This window comes from Gordonia sp. B8661-1 (assembly GCF_059427765.1).
Genome location: NZ_JCAHRL010000012.1, coordinates 26,414 through 44,534 on the forward strand (window position 1 = coordinate 26,414; position 18,121 = coordinate 44,534).

General features: G+C 68.1%; 16 protein-coding genes. 11 read left to right on the forward strand and 5 right to left on the reverse strand.

Annotated elements, in window-relative coordinates:
• Window positions 1–72 precede the first annotated feature (72 nt).
• Genes AC4JJG_RS19550 through cobG form a run of 3 tightly spaced genes read right to left on the reverse strand, consistent with a single transcriptional unit; the run spans window position 73 to window position 3,409 of the window.
• Entirely contained in the window at window positions 73–1,563 is a 1,491-nt protein-coding gene (locus AC4JJG_RS19550; RefSeq protein ID WP_495400594.1) for a precorrin-2 C(20)-methyltransferase, read from the reverse strand.
• A complete protein-coding gene (locus AC4JJG_RS19555; protein ID WP_495400593.1) occupies window positions 1,560–2,183 on the reverse strand; it encodes a precorrin-8X methylmutase in 624 nt (207 codons plus the stop codon). Before AC4JJG_RS19555 ends, AC4JJG_RS19550 begins: the two co-directional genes overlap by 4 nt.
• Window positions 2,184–2,221: 38 nt before the next feature.
• Window positions 2,222–3,409, reverse strand: coding sequence for a precorrin-3B synthase (cobG, locus tag AC4JJG_RS19560; protein ID WP_495400592.1), 1,188 nt, complete (start codon window positions 3,407–3,409; stop codon window positions 2,222–2,224).
• 233 nt (window positions 3,410–3,642) lie between these two features.
• Between cobG and cobN the strand changes: the two genes are divergently transcribed.
• From cobN to AC4JJG_RS19585, 5 genes are all read left to right on the forward strand, one after another.
• Window positions 3,643–7,281, forward strand: coding sequence for a cobaltochelatase subunit CobN (gene cobN, locus AC4JJG_RS19565; RefSeq protein WP_495400591.1), 3,639 nt, complete (start codon window positions 3,643–3,645; stop codon window positions 7,279–7,281).
• A 92-nt stretch (window positions 7,282–7,373) separates the two neighbouring features.
• Window positions 7,374–7,907, forward strand: a complete 534-nt coding sequence (locus AC4JJG_RS19570) for an FxsA family protein (RefSeq protein ID WP_495400590.1) — start codon at window positions 7,374–7,376, stop codon at window positions 7,905–7,907.
• A 35-nt stretch (window positions 7,908–7,942) separates the two neighbouring features.
• Window positions 7,943–9,577 (forward strand): amidohydrolase, encoded by a 1,635-nt coding sequence (locus tag AC4JJG_RS19575; RefSeq protein ID WP_495400589.1) that lies wholly within the window; start codon window positions 7,943–7,945, stop codon window positions 9,575–9,577.
• 62 nt (window positions 9,578–9,639) lie between these two features.
• Window positions 9,640–11,175, forward strand: coding sequence for an apolipoprotein N-acyltransferase (gene lnt, locus AC4JJG_RS19580; protein WP_495401010.1), 1,536 nt, complete (start codon window positions 9,640–9,642; stop codon window positions 11,173–11,175).
• Window positions 11,168–11,974 (forward strand): polyprenol monophosphomannose synthase, encoded by an 807-nt coding sequence (locus tag AC4JJG_RS19585; protein WP_495400588.1) that lies wholly within the window; start codon window positions 11,168–11,170, stop codon window positions 11,972–11,974. The genes lnt and AC4JJG_RS19585 overlap by 8 nt, the downstream gene beginning before the upstream one ends.
• A 282-nt stretch (window positions 11,975–12,256) precedes the next feature.
• On the opposite strand, the gene AC4JJG_RS19590 is transcribed toward AC4JJG_RS19585, so the two are convergent.
• Complete coding sequence (locus AC4JJG_RS19590; protein WP_495400587.1) at window positions 12,257–12,601, reverse strand: RNA polymerase-binding protein RbpA; 345 nt, start codon at window positions 12,599–12,601, stop codon at window positions 12,257–12,259.
• A 151-nt stretch (window positions 12,602–12,752) separates the two neighbouring features.
• On the opposite strand from AC4JJG_RS19590, the gene AC4JJG_RS19595 reads away from it, so the two are divergent.
• A complete protein-coding gene (locus AC4JJG_RS19595; protein ID WP_495401009.1) occupies window positions 12,753–13,034 on the forward strand; it encodes a hypothetical protein in 282 nt (93 codons plus the stop codon).
• The gene (locus AC4JJG_RS19600) at window positions 13,031–14,128 is read left to right on the forward strand and encodes a DUF475 domain-containing protein (protein ID WP_495400586.1); all 1,098 of its coding nucleotides are present in this window, start codon (window positions 13,031–13,033) and stop codon (window positions 14,126–14,128) included. Before AC4JJG_RS19595 ends, AC4JJG_RS19600 begins: the two co-directional genes overlap by 4 nt.
• 5 nt (window positions 14,129–14,133) lie before the next feature.
• On the opposite strand, the gene AC4JJG_RS19605 is transcribed toward AC4JJG_RS19600, so the two are convergent.
• On the reverse strand, window positions 14,134–14,793 hold the full coding sequence (locus tag AC4JJG_RS19605) for a hypothetical protein (RefSeq protein WP_495400585.1): 660 nt from the start codon (window positions 14,791–14,793) through the stop codon (window positions 14,134–14,136).
• Between the two features lie 324 nt (window positions 14,794–15,117).
• On the opposite strand from AC4JJG_RS19605, the gene AC4JJG_RS19610 reads away from it, so the two are divergent.
• The 4 genes from AC4JJG_RS19610 (at window position 15,118) to AC4JJG_RS19625 (ending at window position 18,119) form a co-directional block, all read left to right on the forward strand.
• Complete coding sequence (locus tag AC4JJG_RS19610; RefSeq protein ID WP_495400584.1) at window positions 15,118–15,339, forward strand: DUF3263 domain-containing protein; 222 nt, start codon at window positions 15,118–15,120, stop codon at window positions 15,337–15,339.
• A gap of 63 nt (window positions 15,340–15,402) precedes the next feature.
• Window positions 15,403–15,687 carry a hypothetical protein gene (locus AC4JJG_RS19615; RefSeq protein ID WP_495400583.1) on the forward strand — a complete coding sequence of 95 codons (285 nt, stop codon included), beginning with the start codon at window positions 15,403–15,405 and terminating at the stop codon, window positions 15,685–15,687.
• Window positions 15,684–16,379: a VOC family protein gene (locus AC4JJG_RS19620; RefSeq protein WP_495400582.1), complete on the forward strand. Its 696-nt coding sequence runs from the start codon at window positions 15,684–15,686 to the stop codon at window positions 16,377–16,379. The genes AC4JJG_RS19615 and AC4JJG_RS19620 overlap by 4 nt, the downstream gene beginning before the upstream one ends.
• A 78-nt stretch (window positions 16,380–16,457) precedes the next feature.
• On the forward strand, window positions 16,458–18,119 hold the full coding sequence (locus AC4JJG_RS19625; protein ID WP_495400581.1) for an NAD(P)/FAD-dependent oxidoreductase: 1,662 nt from the start codon (window positions 16,458–16,460) through the stop codon (window positions 18,117–18,119).
• Window positions 18,120–18,121: the final 2 nt, after the last annotated feature.

An 18,121-nucleotide genomic window follows, 5' to 3' on the forward strand; every position in this document is an offset into this window, starting at 1 on the left:
GGACCCCGGCCGGCCAGCTTGCGCTGATCGAGTAGGGCGAGGCGCCAGCCGAGACCGTATCGAGATCCCGTACTACTCCGAATGCCGGCGTGGCGTATAGACGATGTCGCCGCCCGAACGGGGCACGGCTTTCGTCGCCGACGACCCGATGATGAGCAGGGTGCGCATGTCCACCGTTGCCGGATCGAGTGCGGATACCGTTGTGGTGTGTAGTGTCTCGGTCGGGCCGCCGACATCACGCCCGACGATCACCACCCGATCGGGGGAGACGTTCTCCAGCAACAACTCCCGCAGCGCGGCCACTTGCCAGTTACGGCTCGCCGACCCCGGGTTGTAGATCGCCACGACGAGATCGGCGGCGACCGCCTGCCGGATCCGCTCGACGATCACCTCCCACGGCTTGAGCCGGTCGGACAATGAGATGACCGCGAAATCGTGTCCGAGGGGAGCGCCGGTCGCCGCGGCGACGGCGCTGGCCGCGGTGACGCCCGGAGCGACCCGAACCGGCACATCGTGCCAGCGGTCCTCGGCCGCTACCTCGGCGACCGCACTGGCCATGGCGAAGACACCGGGATCGCCGGAGGACACCACGGCCACTCGCGCGCCGCGGGCCGCGAGATCGAGGGCGAATTCGGCACGTTCGGACTCCACCCGGTTGTCGCTGGCGTGGACGCGCTGTCCGGGACGGGGCGTCACCCGAGCGAGGTAGGTGGTGTAGCCAACCAGGTCGGTGGCGCGTGCGAGTTCGGTCTGCACCTCGGGCGTCGTCTGGTCCGCCGCGCCGGGCCCCAGTCCGACGACGACGACCCCGCCTCCGGAGGAAGGGGAGTCGTGGTGCGGATTGTTCCGGGCGCCGGGCACCACGATCATCGAGAAATAGGGCACCTCATCGGGATTCACGTCCGTCGCCGGCATCACGCGCTGCGCGGTCGTCGACGCGCGTTCCACGTAGAAGGCCTCATCCAAGCGGCCCGCGGTGGCCAGTGCGTCCCGGACCCGGGTGAAGGTCCGTCCCAGCTTCATGACCGCGATCGCGTCGGCCGCGCGGAACCGGGCGACGAGTTCGGGCTCGGGAAGTGTGCCGGGTACGACCGTGAGTGTTTCGTCGGCCTCGACCAGCGGGATGCCCACGGCCGCACTGGATGCGCTCACGGAGGTGACACCGGGAATGATCTCCGTGTCGAATTCGTCCACGAGGCGTTTGTGCATGTGCATGTAGGAGCTGAAGAACAGCGGGTCGCCCTCGGCGAGCAACACCACGTCGCGACCTGCGCGCAGGTGATCGGCGAGCACTGCGGCGCTTTCGGTGTAGAAATCGGCAAGCGCCCCGGCATAACCGCCCGGATGATCGGTGGTCTCCGTGGTCACCGGATACATCAGGCGTTCTTCGAGCTGGCCGTCGCGCAGATAGGGTTCGGCCACCGATCGCGCGATGCTGTTCCCGTGTCGCGCACAGTGATACGCGATGACGTCGGCGGCGCCGATCACACGGGCGGCCTTGACCGTCACCAGCTCGCTGTCACCGGGGCCCAGGCCGACACCCCACAGCTTTCCGGCAGTCATTCGGCGGCACTCGCCAACGCGTTGACGGCGGCCGCGGTGATGGCGGATCCGCCGCGGCGGCCACGCACGGTGATGAACTCCAGATCATCCCGTTCGGCCAGTGCCGCACAGGATTCCGCGGCGCCGACGAAGCCGACGGGAGCGCCGACGATCGCGGCGGGACGCGGGGCACCGTCGTCGATCATGTCGAGCAGCGCGAACAACGCCGTCGGCGCGTTCCCGATGGCGACGACCGCGCCGTCCAGCGAGTCACGCCAATATTCCAGGGCGGCAGCGGTTCTGGTGGTCCCCATGGACTCGGCAAGCTCTGCGAGGCCCGGTTCGCCGAGGTGACAGCGCACGGCGTTGTCGGCGGGCAGCCGTTTCCGCGTGATGCCGGACGCCACCATGCTGGCGTCACAGAGGATGGGGGCGCCGGCGGTGAGCGCGGCGCGCGCCGCGGTGACGACGCCCGGCGTCGCGACCACATCGCGGGTCAGATCGGTCTGGCCGCAGGCGTGGATCATGCGCACCACGACGCCCGACACATCACCGGCGAATGCCGACAGGTCGGACTCCGCACGAATGGTCGCGAAGGACTGTCGATAGATCGCGGCGCCGTCCCGCAGATAGTCACTCATGGTGCGGTCAGCCTATCGACCTGAGTGAAACGACCCTGCTACCGGGCGCGGGTCCGATAGCCGCCGCCGTCGGTGGCCTGCACGCTGAGGTGGGACACGGGTGGAGTGCCACAGGATCGTTCGCAGCCCACCCAGTGTTCGCGTTCGGTGACCGGGCCGCCGTCCCGCACACGATCGGCGAGGTCCGCCCGCACATCGGCGTGGGACTTCGCACATGCGGGAGCACCCACACAGGCGCTGACCCGTGCCCACGGCGAGGCCGCGTCGAAGATCAGCCCCATCGGGGCCAGCACCCGGACGACCGTTTCCGCCACGCCCTCATCGAGGTCGGCGAGCAGGATCTCCCGGTCGGGCGTGAGGATGATCGGGGCACCGACCGCGGCCAGGAATTGTGCGAGCCGGGCCGGAACGCGCCCGTATTCGACGACACCGCCGAGGAGGACCTTCCCGTCGTCCTGATCGAACCAGCCGACGATCGGGTCACCGGGAGTGGGCGGACGGACGTCGGCGCCCGGTGAACCACCGAGCGCGGGCGGTAATTCGCCGCCGAGCCGCCTGCGGAGTTCCGCCTGCCGATCGATGTCGAGATCGGCCAGTCGCCACGCGCCGTCGGCGAGATCGAGGAAACGGTGCGCGCCGAGGAGCAGCGCGCCGGCGATCCCGGCGGAGCCGGAAGCGCTGCCCACCGGAACTCCGCCGAGCAGGATGTCGGCGGCGGGTCCGTTCTCGCTATGCGACCGGACGATGGCGGAGACGTCGGGGCCGCGCGCGACGATGTCCCCGCGACCGTCGTCCACACCGAAGAGGAAGCGACCGGACAGACCGGTGGCACGGTCGTCGGAACGGAGCAGGCCGTCGAGCTGTGACGCGGCGGGCCGGATGTCACCGAGCCCGCCGATCCGCCCACTCAGCGGACTGACCTCGATGTTGCGGACCTTGTCGTGGTCGCTGCCGGGCGCCAGTCCGGCATCCGCCACCGCCGAGGCGACGGCGTCGGTGTCGGAAATTCCCCGTAGCTGCAGGTTGCCGCGTGCGGTGATCTCCAGGAATCCGTCGGCGTGGTCGTCGGCGATCTGCGCCATCGCCTCGAGTTGGGCGGGGCTGATCAGACCGCCGGGCACCCGGATCCGGGCGACGGCACCGTCGGCGGCCGCATGTGTACTGAACACACCCGGGCAACGGTCCGCCTCGCCACGCGGCGTACCGGACGATTCCTGCGAGCTCACATCGTCCAGGTTACGACGCGTTCGCCGCGGTCCGTGGCCCGTGGGGCGCCCACAGCCCGGCCGCACATGGTCCGTAGGCTGAACGCTGGCGAGAGTGGCAGAAGCCGGTGCGAATCCGGCGCGGTCGCGCCACTGTGAACAGCGGTCCCGATGACATCGGCCGCCGTGAGTCAGACCTGACCTCTCGCCACGAACCGTGACGACCCTGGGCGCGAAACCCGGCGAGGAGAACCATGATCCTGTTGCTGTCGACCTCCGACACCGATCTGCTGACCGCGTCGGCAAGCGCCCCCCACGGCGGTGAGTTCACCGGCGCCAATCCCTCGCGCATCCTCGTCGAGGACATCCCGTCGCTCGCGGCGGATGCGGACATCGTCGTGGTGCGCATCCTCGGCGGCGTCCGTGCATGGGAGGACGGACTGTCCGCGGTCACCGCGCTCGACGTGCCGGTGGTGGTGTGTTCCGGTGAGCAGCAGCCCGATCCGGACCTGATGGCGGTGTCCACGGTGCCGATGGGCGTCGCGGCCGAGGCCCACAATTATCTGGCCGCAGGCGGCGTCGACAACCTGGTGAACCTGCACAACTTTCTGTCCGACACGATCCTGCTGACCGGCCTCGGCTTCGCGCCACCCGCCCAGACTCCGGCGTGGGGTGTTCTCGATCGAACCCCGGCCCATACGGTTCCGGACTCGGCACCGACGATCGGTGTGCTCTATTACCGCGCACAGCATCTCGCCGGCAACACCCGCTACGTCGACGCCCTCTGCGCCGCCGTCGAGGAGAAGGGGGCGCGCGCCCTTCCGGTGTTCTGTGCGTCGTTACGGACCGCCCCCGATGACCTCATCGAGCTTCTCGGCACCGTGGACGCACTCGTCGTGACCGTGTTGGCCGCGGGTGGCACGACACCGGCGACAGCCTCCGCCGGAGGGGACGACGAGGCCTGGAACATCGAACGTCTCGCCGCGCTCGACATCCCGATCCTGCAGGGGCTGTGCCTCACGGGATCCCGCGCGGACTGGGCCGCGACGGACGACGGATTGTCGCCGCTGGACGTCGCAACGCAGGTGGCGGTGCCGGAGTTCGACGGCCGCATCATCACCGTCCCGTTCTCGTTCAAGGAGTTCGACGACCAGGGGCTGCCCTGGTATCAGCCGGATCCCGAGCGCTGCGCACGGGTGGCGGGCATCGCGGTGGCACATGCGCGCCTCCGTCACATCGCACCGCCGGAACGTCGTGTGGCACTGATGCTGTCGGCCTATCCGACCAAGCACGCCCGGATCGGCAACGCGGTCGGTCTCGACACCCCGCGCAGTCTGCTGCGCCTCCTGCAGGCCATGCGCGCGGCGGGGCACGACATCGGTCCGGAATCCGGCGAGGCCGCCATCCCCGGACTGGCGGACGAGGATTCGGATGCGTTGATCCATGCGATCATCGACGTCGGGGGACAGGATCCGGACTGGCTGACCGAGGACACGTTGGCCGCCAACCCGATTCGCGTGCCGGCCGACGAGTACCGCCGATGGTTCGCCACGCTGCCCGACGATCTGCGCACCTCCGTCGAGGAGCACTGGGGCGCGGCTCCCGGCGAGTTGTTCGTCGACACCTCGGTCAACCCGGACGGTGACATCGTCATCGCGGCACTGCGTTTCGGGAACATCGCGATCATGGTGCAACCACCCCGCGGATTCGGCGAGAATCCGGTGGCGATCTATCACGACCCGGATCTGCCGCCGTCGCATCATTACCTCGCGTCCTATCGCTGGCTCGCCGGGCGCGGCGCCGGGGACGCCGACATCGACGGTTTCGGTGCCGACGCGATCGTGCACATCGGCAAACACGGCAACCTCGAATGGCTGCCGGGCAAGACCCTCGGCATGTCCGCGGATTGCGGAACCGATGCGGCACTCGGCGATGTCCCGCTCATCTACCCGTTCCTGGTCAATGATCCGGGCGAGGGCACCCAGGCCAAGCGGCGCGCCCACGCGGTGCTCGTCGATCATCTGATCCCACCGATGGCGCGCGCCGAATCGTACGGCGACATCGCGCGTCTCGAACAACTGCTGGACGAACACGCCAACATCTCCGCGCTGGACCCGGCGAAGCTGCCCGCCATCCGCCAGCAGATCTGGACGCTGCTGACCGCGGCGAAGATGGACCGCGACCTGGGGCTGGCGGAGCGGCCGGACGAAGAGGTCTTCGACGACATGCTCCTGCACGTCGACGGCTGGCTGTGCGAGATCAAGGACGTCCAGATCCGGGACGGTCTGCATGTGCTCGGTGAGCCGCCGACCGGTGACAGCGAGGTCGATCTGGTGCTCGCGATGCTGCGGGCCCGCCAGTTGTGGGGCGGCACGTCGTCGCTGCCCGGGCTCCGGGAGGCGCTGGGCCTTACCGAGGACGGCTCCGCTGCACGTGAGGCCGTCGACGAGACCGAACAGCTGGCGCGTGAGCTCGTCGCCGCGTGCGCGGAGGGGGACTGGTCTTCGGAGGCGGTCGCCGCCGCGGCGGACGGACACCCGGAGGCCGTCGCCGATGTCCTGCGCTTCGCCGCCGACGAGGTGGTTCCGCGACTGCGGCAGACCGACCGGGAGATCGACCAGGTGCTTCACGCACTCGGCGGCGGTTTCATCGAATCCGGCCCGAGCGGTTCGCCGCTGCGTGGCCTGATCAACGTGCTGCCCACCGGACGCAACTTCTACTCGGTCGACCCGAAGGCGGTGCCGTCGAAGCTTGCGTGGGAAACCGGTCGCGCCCTTGCCGATTCGCTGATCGACCGGTATCGCGGAGACCACGATGACTATCCGAAGTCCGTCGGTCTGTCGGTGTGGGGGACCAGCGCCATGCGTACCTCCGGCGACGACATCGCCGAGGTGCTGGCACTGCTCGGCGTCCAACCGGTCTGGGACGAGGCGTCCCGACGTGTCGTCGACCTCGAACTGATCGACCTCACCGAACTCGGCAGGCCGCGTATCGACGTGACCGTCCGTATCTCCGGCTTCTTCCGCGACGCCTTCCCGCATGTGGTGACGATGCTCGACGACGCCGTGGCGCTCGCCGCCCGGGCCGACGAACCCGACGACCAGAACTTCGTGGCCGCGCACTACCGGTCGGCGGTGGCCGAACACGGCGACGACCGTCGCGCCGCGACCCGCATCTTCGGCTCCAAACCCGGCACCTACGGTGCGGGTCTGCTGCAGCTGATCGACTCGCGCGAATGGCGGGGCGACGCCGACCTCGCGCAGGTCTACACCGAGTGGGGCGGTTACGCCTACGGCCGGGAACTGGCCGGCGTGCCCGCCGTGGACGACATGCGCGCGGCGTACCGGCGGATCGCGGTCGCCGCGAAGAACACCGACACGCGTGAGCACGACATCGCCGACTCCGACGACTATTTCCAGTACCACGGCGGCATGGTCGCCACCGTGCGCGCGCTCACCGGCCGTGATCCCGAGGCCTATATCGGTGATTCGACACGACCGGATTCGGTGCGCACCCGCACCCTGCACGAGGAGACCAGCCGTGTCTTCCGTGCCCGTGTCGTCAATCCCCGCTGGATCTCGGCGATGCAGCGCCACGGCTACAAGGGGGCCTTCGAGATGGCGGCCACCGTCGACTATCTCTTCGGCTACGACGCCACCACCGGCGTCGTCGACGACTGGATGTACGAGAAGCTCACCGAGTCCTACGTCCTGGACGAACAGAATCAGCAGTTCATGCAGGAGTCCAACCCCTGGGCGCTGCACGGCATCGCCGAGCGGCTTCTCGAGGCCACCGAACGCGGCCTGTGGTCGGCGCCGCCCGCGGACATGCTGGATGACTTGCGGCAGGTCTATCTCGCGGCGGAAGGCGACATCGAGGCGCGCGGCGAGTAGATCCACTCCTCCGGGAGAGAAATCGGGTCCCCGTTCGTTACGCCGGTAAGTGGCCGGATGATCACCCTTCCCGGCCGGAAAGGCGGATTCCGATGCGACTGCTCTTCGTGCTCGCGTACCTGGTGATCGAGATCGGCGCGTTCGTGGCCATGACCCGGTTCCTCGGCTTCGGCTGGGCCGTGCTCATCACCCTGGGTGCCGCCGTCCTCGGTTTCGTCCTGCTGCAGCGCCGGGGTCGACGTCTCGTCGACGATCTTCGCCGCGCGTCCCGCAATGAGGTCGATGCGCGGGCACCCCTGACCGACACCGCATTGCTGGCCGCGTCGACGGTCCTGATGGTGATTCCCGGTGTGGTCTCCACCCTCGCGGGACTGATCCTGCTGGCCGCGCCCGTTCGTCGCGCATTGCGTCCGGTGATCGCCGCCGCGGGTGCACGCCACATCATCACCACCCTTGATCGCGCCGGAGTTCGGGGCCGAGGTGTCCACGGCCGCGGCACGGTGATCGACGGTTCGATCGTGAACCCCGACGGCACCGTCAGCACCGCGCATGGTGCGGCGCAGAGCGGAGACGTGATGGAGGGCACCATTGTGCAGGGTGATCACACGCTGCCCCGGGGGCACTGAGCCGACGCGCCGCCGGTAGGGGACACTGAACAGTCGTGACCACTGAACTCTTGCTCGGCGGTGCCGTGTACTCCGCCGAGGCCCCCGACGCGACTGCGATGGCGGTCACCGACGGCACCGTCGTCTGGGTGGGCAGCGACGACGTCGGACGTGCTCTGCATCCCGATGCCGAGATCACCGACCTGGACGGACGTTTCGTCGCCCCGGGGTTCGTCGATTCCCATGTGCACCTCACTTCGACCGGACTCGCTCTCCGGGGACTCACCCTGGACGACGTCACCGGACGTCGCGCGTGCCTCGACCGCATTCGGATTTATGCGGACGGACACAGCGGCGCGGCCGACGACGATCTCATCTGGGGTCTCGGCTGGGACGAGTCGGCCTGGCAGGGCGTGGATCCCGACGACCGGCGCAGCCCGACCACGGCCGACATCGATGAGGTCGTCGGCAATCGTCCGGTGTACCTGGCCCGCATCGACGAACACTCGGCCGTCGCGTCCACCGCGCTGCGGCGCATGATCCCGGACCTGGAATCCGCGATCGGCTTCCACCCGGACGAGCCTCTCGTCGCCGACGCTCATCATCTGGTGCGTGCGGCCGCCCGGCGGTTGCTGAGTGCGGGACAGCGGATGCGCGCACAGCGCTATGCGCTCGACCGTGCCGCGGCGCACGGGATCGTCGCGGTGCACGAGAACGGCGGGCCCGACATCAGCGGCCTCGACGACTTCCACGCCATCGCCGCACTCGATCACCCCGTCGAGATCCGCCGGTACTGGGGCGCGGCAGCGGCCGACGCCGAGGATGCGCGGCAGATCCTGGCCACCTCGGGCGCCCACGGGCTGGCGGGTGACCTGTTCATCGACGGTGCCCTCGGCTCCCACACCGCGTGGCTGTCGTCGCCGTATCGCGACGATCCGGCACACAGCGGTATCTGCTATCTCGACCGTGACGGAGTCCTCGACCATCTCCGTGCCTGCACCGAGATCGGCGTGCAGGCCGGTTTCCACGTCATCGGCGACGCCGCCACCGCCGAGGTCGTCGACGTGCTCACCGAACTCTCGGCCGAGCTGGGCACACCAGCGCTGGCTCGATGCACGCATCGCCTGGAGCATGCCGAGATGGTGACACCGGAGCAGGCCGAGATCCTCGGCCGGTGCGGGGTCATCGCGAGCATGCAGCCCGCATTCGACGCCGCCTGGGGCGGTCCGGGTGATCTGTACGACCAGCGACTCGGCGCCGACCGTGCGGCCGGTCTCAACAACTTCGCCGCACTCGCGCGCAACGGGATGGTGCTGTCCTTCTCCTCGGACGCCCCTGTCACCGCCATGGACCCGTGGGCGAGCATCCGCGCCGCCGTCCATCACCATCAGCCACGGAACGCGATCTCGGCTCGCGGCGCCTTCTCGGCAAGCACCCGGGGCGGCTGGCGGGCCGGCGGTGTCAACGACGGACTGACCGGCACGCTGTCGCCGGGAGCGCCCGCCAGCTACGCGATCTGGGAGGCCGACGACCTGGTGGTCGCCGGTTCCCATGCGAGTGTGCAGCGCTGGTCGACGGATCCGCGCTCACGGGTGCCCGCCCTGCCCGACGTCTCGCCCGGCGCGAGCCTGCCGGTGTGCGTCCGCACCGTGCACCGTGGGCGGATTCTGTTCGACAGGGACGCGGGGTGAGGCTGCGGATCGAGCGGCCGTGGCTGCTGCGCACCGTCGGTGCCGCGGTCGCCGGCGTGGCGATGTGGGGAGCGTTCCCGCCACGGAACCTGTGGTTCCTCGCGGTGATCTCCCTCGGTCTGCTGGCTCTGGTCCTCGGAGTGGACAGGCCACGCGCACGGACCGGTGCATGGCTGGGCTTCGTCTTCGGCCTCGCGTTCTTCGTCCCGCTGCTGCCGTGGATCGGCGTCTACGTCGGACCGCTGCCGTGGCTGGCGCTGGCCGCTGCCCTCGCCGGCTACCTTGCGGTCTTCGGTGTCATCGCGACACTCACCATGCGTCTGCCGGTGCCACCGATCTGGTTCACGGTCTCGTGGCTTCTCGTCGAAGCCGCGCGATCCTCGTTCCCGTTCGGCGGATTTCCTTGGGGGAGAGCGGCATTCAGTCAGGTCGACGGACCGCTGCTGCCCTTGGCCTCGGTGCTGGGAGCGCCCGGACTGTCGGGCGCGGTCGCACTGTTCGGCGCATCCATCGCCTGGCTCGGGCAGATCGCCGTCCGCGCGCTCATGGACCGCGATCACCACAATCCCGGCGTGGCACGGGCGGCCGCGATCGCGGTCGTTCTCGCACTGCTCGGCCCCATCGCCGGAATCGCGCTGACCCCCGACACCGTGGATCGGAACGTCGCCGGATCGTCGGCGCGTGTCTCGGCGGTACAGGGCAACGTGCCCCGGCTCGGACTCGACTTCAACGCACAACGCCGCGCCGTGCTCGACAACCATGTGCGCGAGACGCACGCCCTGGCCGCCGCCGTACGAGATCAGGGCGTCGAGCAGCCCGATTTCGTCGCGTGGCCGGAGAACGCCTCCGACATCTCACCGCTGACCAACGAGGACGCGGCCCGGGAGATCACCGATGCCTCCATCGCCGTCGGCGCCCCGATCCTCGTGGGCACCCTCGTTCAGAATCCCGACGGCCGGCCGACCAACACGGTCCTGGTCTGGGACGGCGACCGGGGACCGGTCGGCCGGTACGACAAACACATCATCCAGCCGTTCGGCGAATATCTGCCCTGGCGCGGGTTCTTCCGGATGTTCTCGTCCTACGCGGACATGGCGGGCAACTTCCGACCCGGCAGCGGTCCGACGACGGTCACGGTCCCGGGCAGGTCCGGCCGGGTCGACGTCGGGGTCTCGACGTGCTGGGAGGTCGCCTTCGACCGATCGGCACGTCATGCGGTTCGCGACGGTGCCCAGATCCTCTACGTACCGACCAACAACGCGACGTTCGGACGCACGCAAATGACATATCAGCAGTTGGCCATGTCACAGGTGCGCGCCGTCGAACATGGTCGCGCGGTGGTGGTCGCGGCGACCAGCGGTGTGAGTGCGATCGTCGAACCCGACGGGATGATCGCAGCTCAGAGCGGTTTTTTCACTCCCGACGTGTTATCGGCCCGCCTTCCTCTGCATCAGGAGGAGACGATTGCGACCCGCATCGGCGACTGGCCGCAGACCGTGGCGATGGTGATCGCGGTGATCGGGCTTTTGGTTGCATTCGCTCGGCATACTAGATTCTCACGGGAGCAGCGAACGAAGGAGTTCGGAGGCAGTGGTTAGTCCGGCATCGGGACCGCAGGGCGGCACATCGGGCGACGACCAGGCGGTCGTCGGTCCGCGTGGTGAGCGCGCACTTGTGGTGATCCCCACCTTCAATGAACGGGATAACCTCCCGTTGATCGTCGAGCGTCTCCAGGCGGCACTGCCCGGCGTTCATGTCCTCGTCGTGGACGATTCGAGCCCGGACGGGACCGGAGATGTCGCCGACGATCTGGCCTCGGGCGACGGGCAGGGACGTATCCACGTTCTGCACCGCACCGAGAAGGACGGGCTCGGCAAGGCGTATCTCGCGGGATTCGCATGGGGACTCGCACGTGACTACGCGGTCATCATCGAAATGGATGCCGACGGCAGCCACGCACCGGAGCAGTTGCATCGACTCCTCGACGCGGTGAACGCGGGCGCCGACCTGGCCATCGGTTCCCGGTACGTGCCGGGCGGCCAATTGGTGAATTGGCCGAAGCGGCGCGAGGTCCTGTCGCGCGGCGCCAACACCTACGCCCGGCTCGCCCTGGGCGCCAAGGTGCACGACATCACCGCCGGCTATCGCGCCTATCGACGGTCCGTCCTCGAGAAGATCGATCTGCCGAGTGTGGAGTCGGCAGGCTACTGCTTCCAGATCGATCTGGCCTGGCGCACCGTGCGGGCCGGCTTCGACGTGCGCGAAGTACCGATCACCTTCACCGAACGCGAGATCGGTGAGTCGAAGATGAGCGGCGGCGTGATGACCGAGGCATTCCTCATGGTCGCCCGCTGGGGCCTGCAGAGCCGCCTGGAGAAACTCGGCATCCGCCGCTGAGAACCACGGTCTCGATACGCGGCGTGCTCGCTTCGCTCGCTCGTCGCTACTCGACCAGCGGCACATCGACACTTGGGCCTCAGATGCTGATCGAGTAGGTCGCGAGGCGCCGACCGGCGAGGGTGTCCTTCGACGCTGATCGAGTAGGGGCGAGGCGCTGACCAGCGGGTGTCCTTCGACGCTGATCGAGTAGGGGCGAGGCGCCAGCCGAGCGCCGTATCGAGATCTCATACGAAAACGGCCGGGCGATCACTCGCCCGGCCGTTCACTGGTATCGGTCGCTCAGCTGCTGACGCCCTTGCGGCGCTGCTTGAGCAGATCCAGTCGCTCGTTGAGCAGCACTTCCAGTTCGTCCTCACTGCGCCGTTCGAGGAGCATGTCCCAGTGGGTGCGCGGGGGCTTCACCTTCTTCTCCTCGGGCTCCGCGCCCTCGAGGATGGTGCCCTCCATGCCGTTCTTGCACGGCCACTTCGACGGCACCTCGGCGTCGTCGGCGAAGGGGACGTCGAAGATCTCGCCGTTGTCGGTGCGGTACTGGACAATACGTCGCGGCGCAAGGTCGTGATCGCGATCGGTTTCGTAGCTCACCGCACCGAGGCGGCTACCCCGAAGTACTCGATCTGCCATTCCTGAATTCCTCTCACCATGTCGTCTGCGGGGACCATTCTACGCGTTGTCGCAGGCCGGGTCGCACCACACGACCGGAACATCGTCCGGGTACGGTCGTAGCGTGAACGACCGACGCCGCCCCTATGCCTGCGCCTGGTGTGGACGCAGCATGGTCGACTCCGAACTCGGTCGACGGCGCAAATACTGTAAGCAGTCGTGCCGGCAACGCGCCTATGAGCAAAGAGCGCTCACCGAGGGTACTTCTATTCCCGCCGACGCCGTGATCCTGTCCGCGGCCGAGGCCGATGCGTTCGGTGATCGCCTGTTCGCCCTGCGCTGCGCGGCCGAGGACCTGGTGACCGCCGTCGGCGAGAAGGCCGACTCGGGCACCATCGACTCCCTGGGGTCAGAACTACTCGTACTAGCGAAAGAGGCGGAGCGGCTTCGATGATCGTCAGGACCTTTGGGCTGTCCATGGTGGTGACAGTCCTGTCACTCGTTGCCGCCTTCCTGTACATGGGGTGGACCGGCCTCGCGCTGTGCGCCATCCTGGGCGTACTGGAGATCTCGCTGTCCTTCGACAACGCGGTGATCAACGCCAGCATCCTGCAGCGGATGAGCCTGTTCTGGCAGCGGATGTTCCTGACCGTGGGTGTGTTGATCGCGGTCTTCGGCATGCGGTTGATCTTCCCGCTGGCGATCGTGTGGGTCACCGCGGGGCTGGACCCGGTGAAGGCCCTGCGTCTGGCGATGAATCCGCCGGCCAACGGTGCCGAGGAGTTCCCGGACGGCTCACCGAGTTACGAGACCCTGTTGAACGAGGCACATCCGCAGATCGCGGCATTCGGCGGCATGTTCCTGCTGCTGCTGTTCCTGAATTTCGTGTTGTCCCGGCATGACGTGACGTGGCTGTCCTGGGTGGAGCGGCCCCTGGCGAAACTCGGCCGTCTCGACCAGCTCTCCGTGGTCCTTGCCGCGGGCACCCTGGTGCTGGTCGCCGAGTTCCTGGTGGACGGCGATTCGCGGGCCACGATCCTGATCGCCGGGCTCCTCGGCATGATCACCTACATCGTCGTCGACGGCCTGGGTGCCCTGTTCCTGAGCCGACAGGAGGACGAGGGGAGTCCGGACGGCATCCACCCCGAGGGGCCGAACCCGGCCACCGTCGCCGTGGGCAAGGCGGGCTTCTTCCTCTTCGTCTACCTCGAGGTGCTCGACGCCTCGTTCTCCTTCGACGGTGTCATCGGTGCCTTCGCCATCACGCCCGACCCGATCATCATCGCCCTGGGTCTCGGTTTCATCGGCGCGATGTTCGTCCGGTCGATCACCATCTACCTGGTCCGGCAGGGCACCCTCGGCCAGTACCGGTACCTCGAACACGGCGCGCACTGGGCCATCGGCGCGCTCGCGGTGATGCTGCTGCTCAGCGTGCGCATCCATCTGCCCGAGGTGGTCACCGGCCTGGTCGGCATCGCCTTCATCAGCGCCGCACTGGCCAGCAGCATCTGGGCGAACCGGCGCGACCGTCAACGGGAAGCGGTATAGCCCGATCAGTCGTCGCGATCGGCGAGGAGTGCCCGGTCCTCGGCCACACGTCTCTCGGATTCGTGGAGCTTTCGCCCGCGCCTGCGGTAGCCCCAGATGAAGTAGCTGACCGCGATCGCGAGTAGTGCGCCGATGATCGCGCCCCACAGGCTGGAGGCGCGGAAGGCGGGACCCTGGACGTCGAAGATCCGCTCACCCGCGTGAGCGCTGTTGTTGGTGCCGAGTACCACCGACAGTGTCAACAGATTGGGGATGGCGAGGATGACGGCCGCGACGACGCAGAAGATCGTCGGCACGTTGCGCAGCCGTCCGCGCCCCACGGCCGCGAAGACCAGGAGGAGCAAGGGCGCGAAGGTGCACACGAAGCCGATGACCAGTCCGGTGCCGACGCCGCGGCTGAACGATCGGTCCACCCGCTGACCGATTTGATCGGCCCACCAGCGGGGCAGGAATGCGGCCAGCAAGAAGTACGCGATCACCAACAGCGCCAGGACGATCAGCGAGATGATGACGGTGCGTGCGAACGAATTGACTCGGGCGCCGACGGTCGGACGTGTCGCCCTACCGGTCTCGCCGACATCGCTGATCTCGCCATGCCTGCCCGGCACCTCGTCGGCCGCCGTTCGATGGGTTCGATCCCGTTCCGGATGTATGTCGTCATTCATGAACGAAGTTTAGGCATGAGTGGCCCCGGATTGTCGATGATGGAATTCGCCGGACGCCCGTACGTCCCGCCGTCGAAAAATCGATGACTATTGTGCAACGCGAGGCAAAACCGGCCTACGAGTCGGGGCAGCGGTGTACAACGGAGACAGCACCATCAGCGCGAACGTCGAATCGTATGCCGCCGGCGACGGAATCACCTGCGACACAGCAGTGTTGAGTCCGTGTCGGAGCGGCGTCACGCGGGGGTTCGACGTCGTCGCGCACGGGGCCACGGCGGCGGAACGACAATCACAATCACGAACATTGTGTGGGGGAGTACACGTATGGATACCCGGCAGCAGGAGATGCTGGAATTCGAGACCGAGTGGTACCCGCTCGGAGGCGGATCGTCGAGCACGATCGTGGAACGTTTCGGCCTGACCGACCGCGACTTCTTCGCCGAAGTCGATCGCATCGTCAACGACAACCCGCCGGAGACCATGAGCGTGTCGGAACTACGTCGTCTGCGGGGTGTGGTCCGCCGCCGTCTGTGGATGGCCGGCTGATCGCACCCGCGCATCAGCGCCACGGGACCGTCGACCCGGGCGCGTGGCCACTAGACTTGGCGCGTGCCGTTCTCCGACGATGATCTCGATGCGTTCTATCGCGACATCGAATCACGCACGGCCGCTTCCCCCGAACGCCGGCCGATGCGCCGGAAGGTGCCTGCCGCATCAGCACGAGAGGTGTGTCCGACACCGATGAAACAGTCCTATGCCGCCGAGTCGCTCGCCCGCGACGCCATCGACGCCGCGAGCCGGTCGGCCGGGGTCCACAACCGCCGCACCGCCCGGCTGCGCACGTATCACTGCGTATGCGGTGCGTGGCACCTGACCAGTTCCCCGGCGCGATGACCAGCGCACCGGAGGCGGCGTCCACGGGCACGGCACTGATGCTGTCCACCGACGATCCCGATGCCACGTCGGCCGCGTACACACGGCTGCTGGGCGAACCGACGGACGACGTCGTCAGCGTCCGGAACGGTTCGGTGTCATGGCGGCGATCATCCGATCCACATCGGGTTGCGTTCGGGCACAGCATGTTCGGCGTCGATGATCTCGCGGGTGCGCAGCGTCTGCTGTCGCGGCGGGGCCTAGCGCCGACGGAACCCGTCGGCGCGATCGACACGGTACGCACCGACGAACGTGTCGGCCACGACATCGTCTCGCTCGACCATCTGGTCGTCACCGCCCCGACCCGCGACCGGGCGCTGAGCCTGTTCGGCGCGACGCTGGGCTTCGATTTCCGGCTCGACCGGGAGCTCGGTGGCGGCGCACGGCAACTGTTCTTCCGTGCCGGGAGCGGGACGAGCGCGGTGGTGCTCGAGGTGGTGACCGGGCTCGATCCCGACAGCCTCGGCACGGATCTGCCTGCCTGCGCGCTCTGGGGCGTCGCGTGGCGATCCACCGATCTCGAGTCGACACATCGGAGATTGTCCGAATTGTCCACTCCCGTCAGCGAAGTACGTGACGGCGTGAAGACCGGCACGCGGATCTTCACCGTCCGCGACCGGGCGCTGGCGACCCGTACAGTGGTGAGCGCTTGAGCGGAGCCGAAAGGATGTCGACATGACCGAAGAACCGGTGACGGCGCGACACACGGGTTCGATCCCGCCGGTCATGGGGTGGTGTCGGCAACACACGGCGACACACTGCTGTCCGAGTTCGAACGGTATCGCCGTGACTACGAGGTGTCCTGTGCGACATCGGCGATCGAGGCCATCGCGGTGCTGAGCCGTCTGCGCAACGAAGGCCGCGCGGTGGCGATGATCGTGCTTGATTCCGAACTCCCGGACATGAATCCACTGGAAGCGCTCGGGACATTCCGGACGATCGTGCCGACCGCGCGACGTGTCGTGGCCATCCCCTGGGAGGTGTTCGGCGAGCGCAGCGTGGCGCTGCGACCCGCCCTGCAGAAGGGGAAGTTCGACACCTTCGTCAGCATCCCGCGTGGACCCCGCGACGAAGAGTTCCATTACGCCATCGTCGAATTGCTCTCCGACTGGGGAGCGACGGTCGCCGCCCCGGAGGTCGAGATCCTTCGCCTCATCACGCCGGAACTGAACGCGGTCACGATGGAACTCCGGGACATCTTCGATCGGATGGGCATGCCCTACCGAACGTTTGCGCCGGAGTCGGACGAAGGCCGTGCGGCGATCGAGGCCTACGACGGCGAACCACGATTCCCGCTTCTGCAGAATCTGCGCGACCCGGGCAAGCCGGTGATGGCGCCGCGGTCGGCGCGTGAGGTGACGGTGATGTTGTACGGCCGTCCCGATGACATCGCGGTCGATGCGGTGGTCGATCTCGTCGTGGTCGGCGCCGGCCCCGCAGGCCTGGCGGCGGCCGTGTACGGAGCATCGGAAGGCTTGTCGACCGTGGTGCTGGAGTCCGAGGCGATCGGCGGCCAGGCGGGCACGAGTTCGATGATCCGCAACTATCTCGGATTCCCGCGGGGCATCTCGGGTATGCGACTCGCACAGCGGGCCCGCACACAGGCGGTTCGTTTCGGGGCACGGTTCTTCACCGGCTGGCCGGTCACCGGGATCACCGGTGGCTCCGACGGTGATCCGTTCCGGGTCGTCACCGACGGTGGCGCGGTCCACGCACGGTCGGTCGTGGTCAGTTCCGGCGTCGCCTACCGGAGGCTGGGAGTGGCCGCGTTGGAGGATCTGGTCGGTCTCGGAGTGCACTACGGCGCCGCCATGAGCGCGGCCCGCGAGATGGAGGGCCAGGACGTGGTCGTCGTCGGGGGCGGCAATTCGGCCGGGCAGGCCGCCATCCACCTGGCCCGATTCGCCAAATCGGTGACCATCGTCGTGCGACGTCCGGATCTCTCGGCGACGATGTCGCAGTATCTGATCGGCGAGATCACCTACCACCCGCGCATTCGGGTCCGCGGGTCCGCCGAAGTCGTCGACGGTGGCGGCACCGGGCGATTGGAGTGGCTGACCCTGCGCGACCGGGTGACCGGCGACGAAACGCGGTATCCCGCCGGTGGGCTGTTCCTGCTCCTCGGCGCGCAACCACATTGCGATTGGCTACCCGACGACGTCGCCCGCGACGAGACCGGATTCGTCCTCACGGGACGCGATGTGCCCCGGGACCGGTGGATCCTCGATGTGCCACCGACCGACCTGGAGACCAGCGTGCCCGGTCTGTTCGCCGCCGGTGACATCCGCGGCGGATCGATGAAGCGGGTGGCCGCCGCGAGTGGCGAGGGTGCCAGCGCCGTCCCGCTCGTCCACCGGTGGCTCGCGGAATCGACGGCCGCTCCCGCGGACTGACG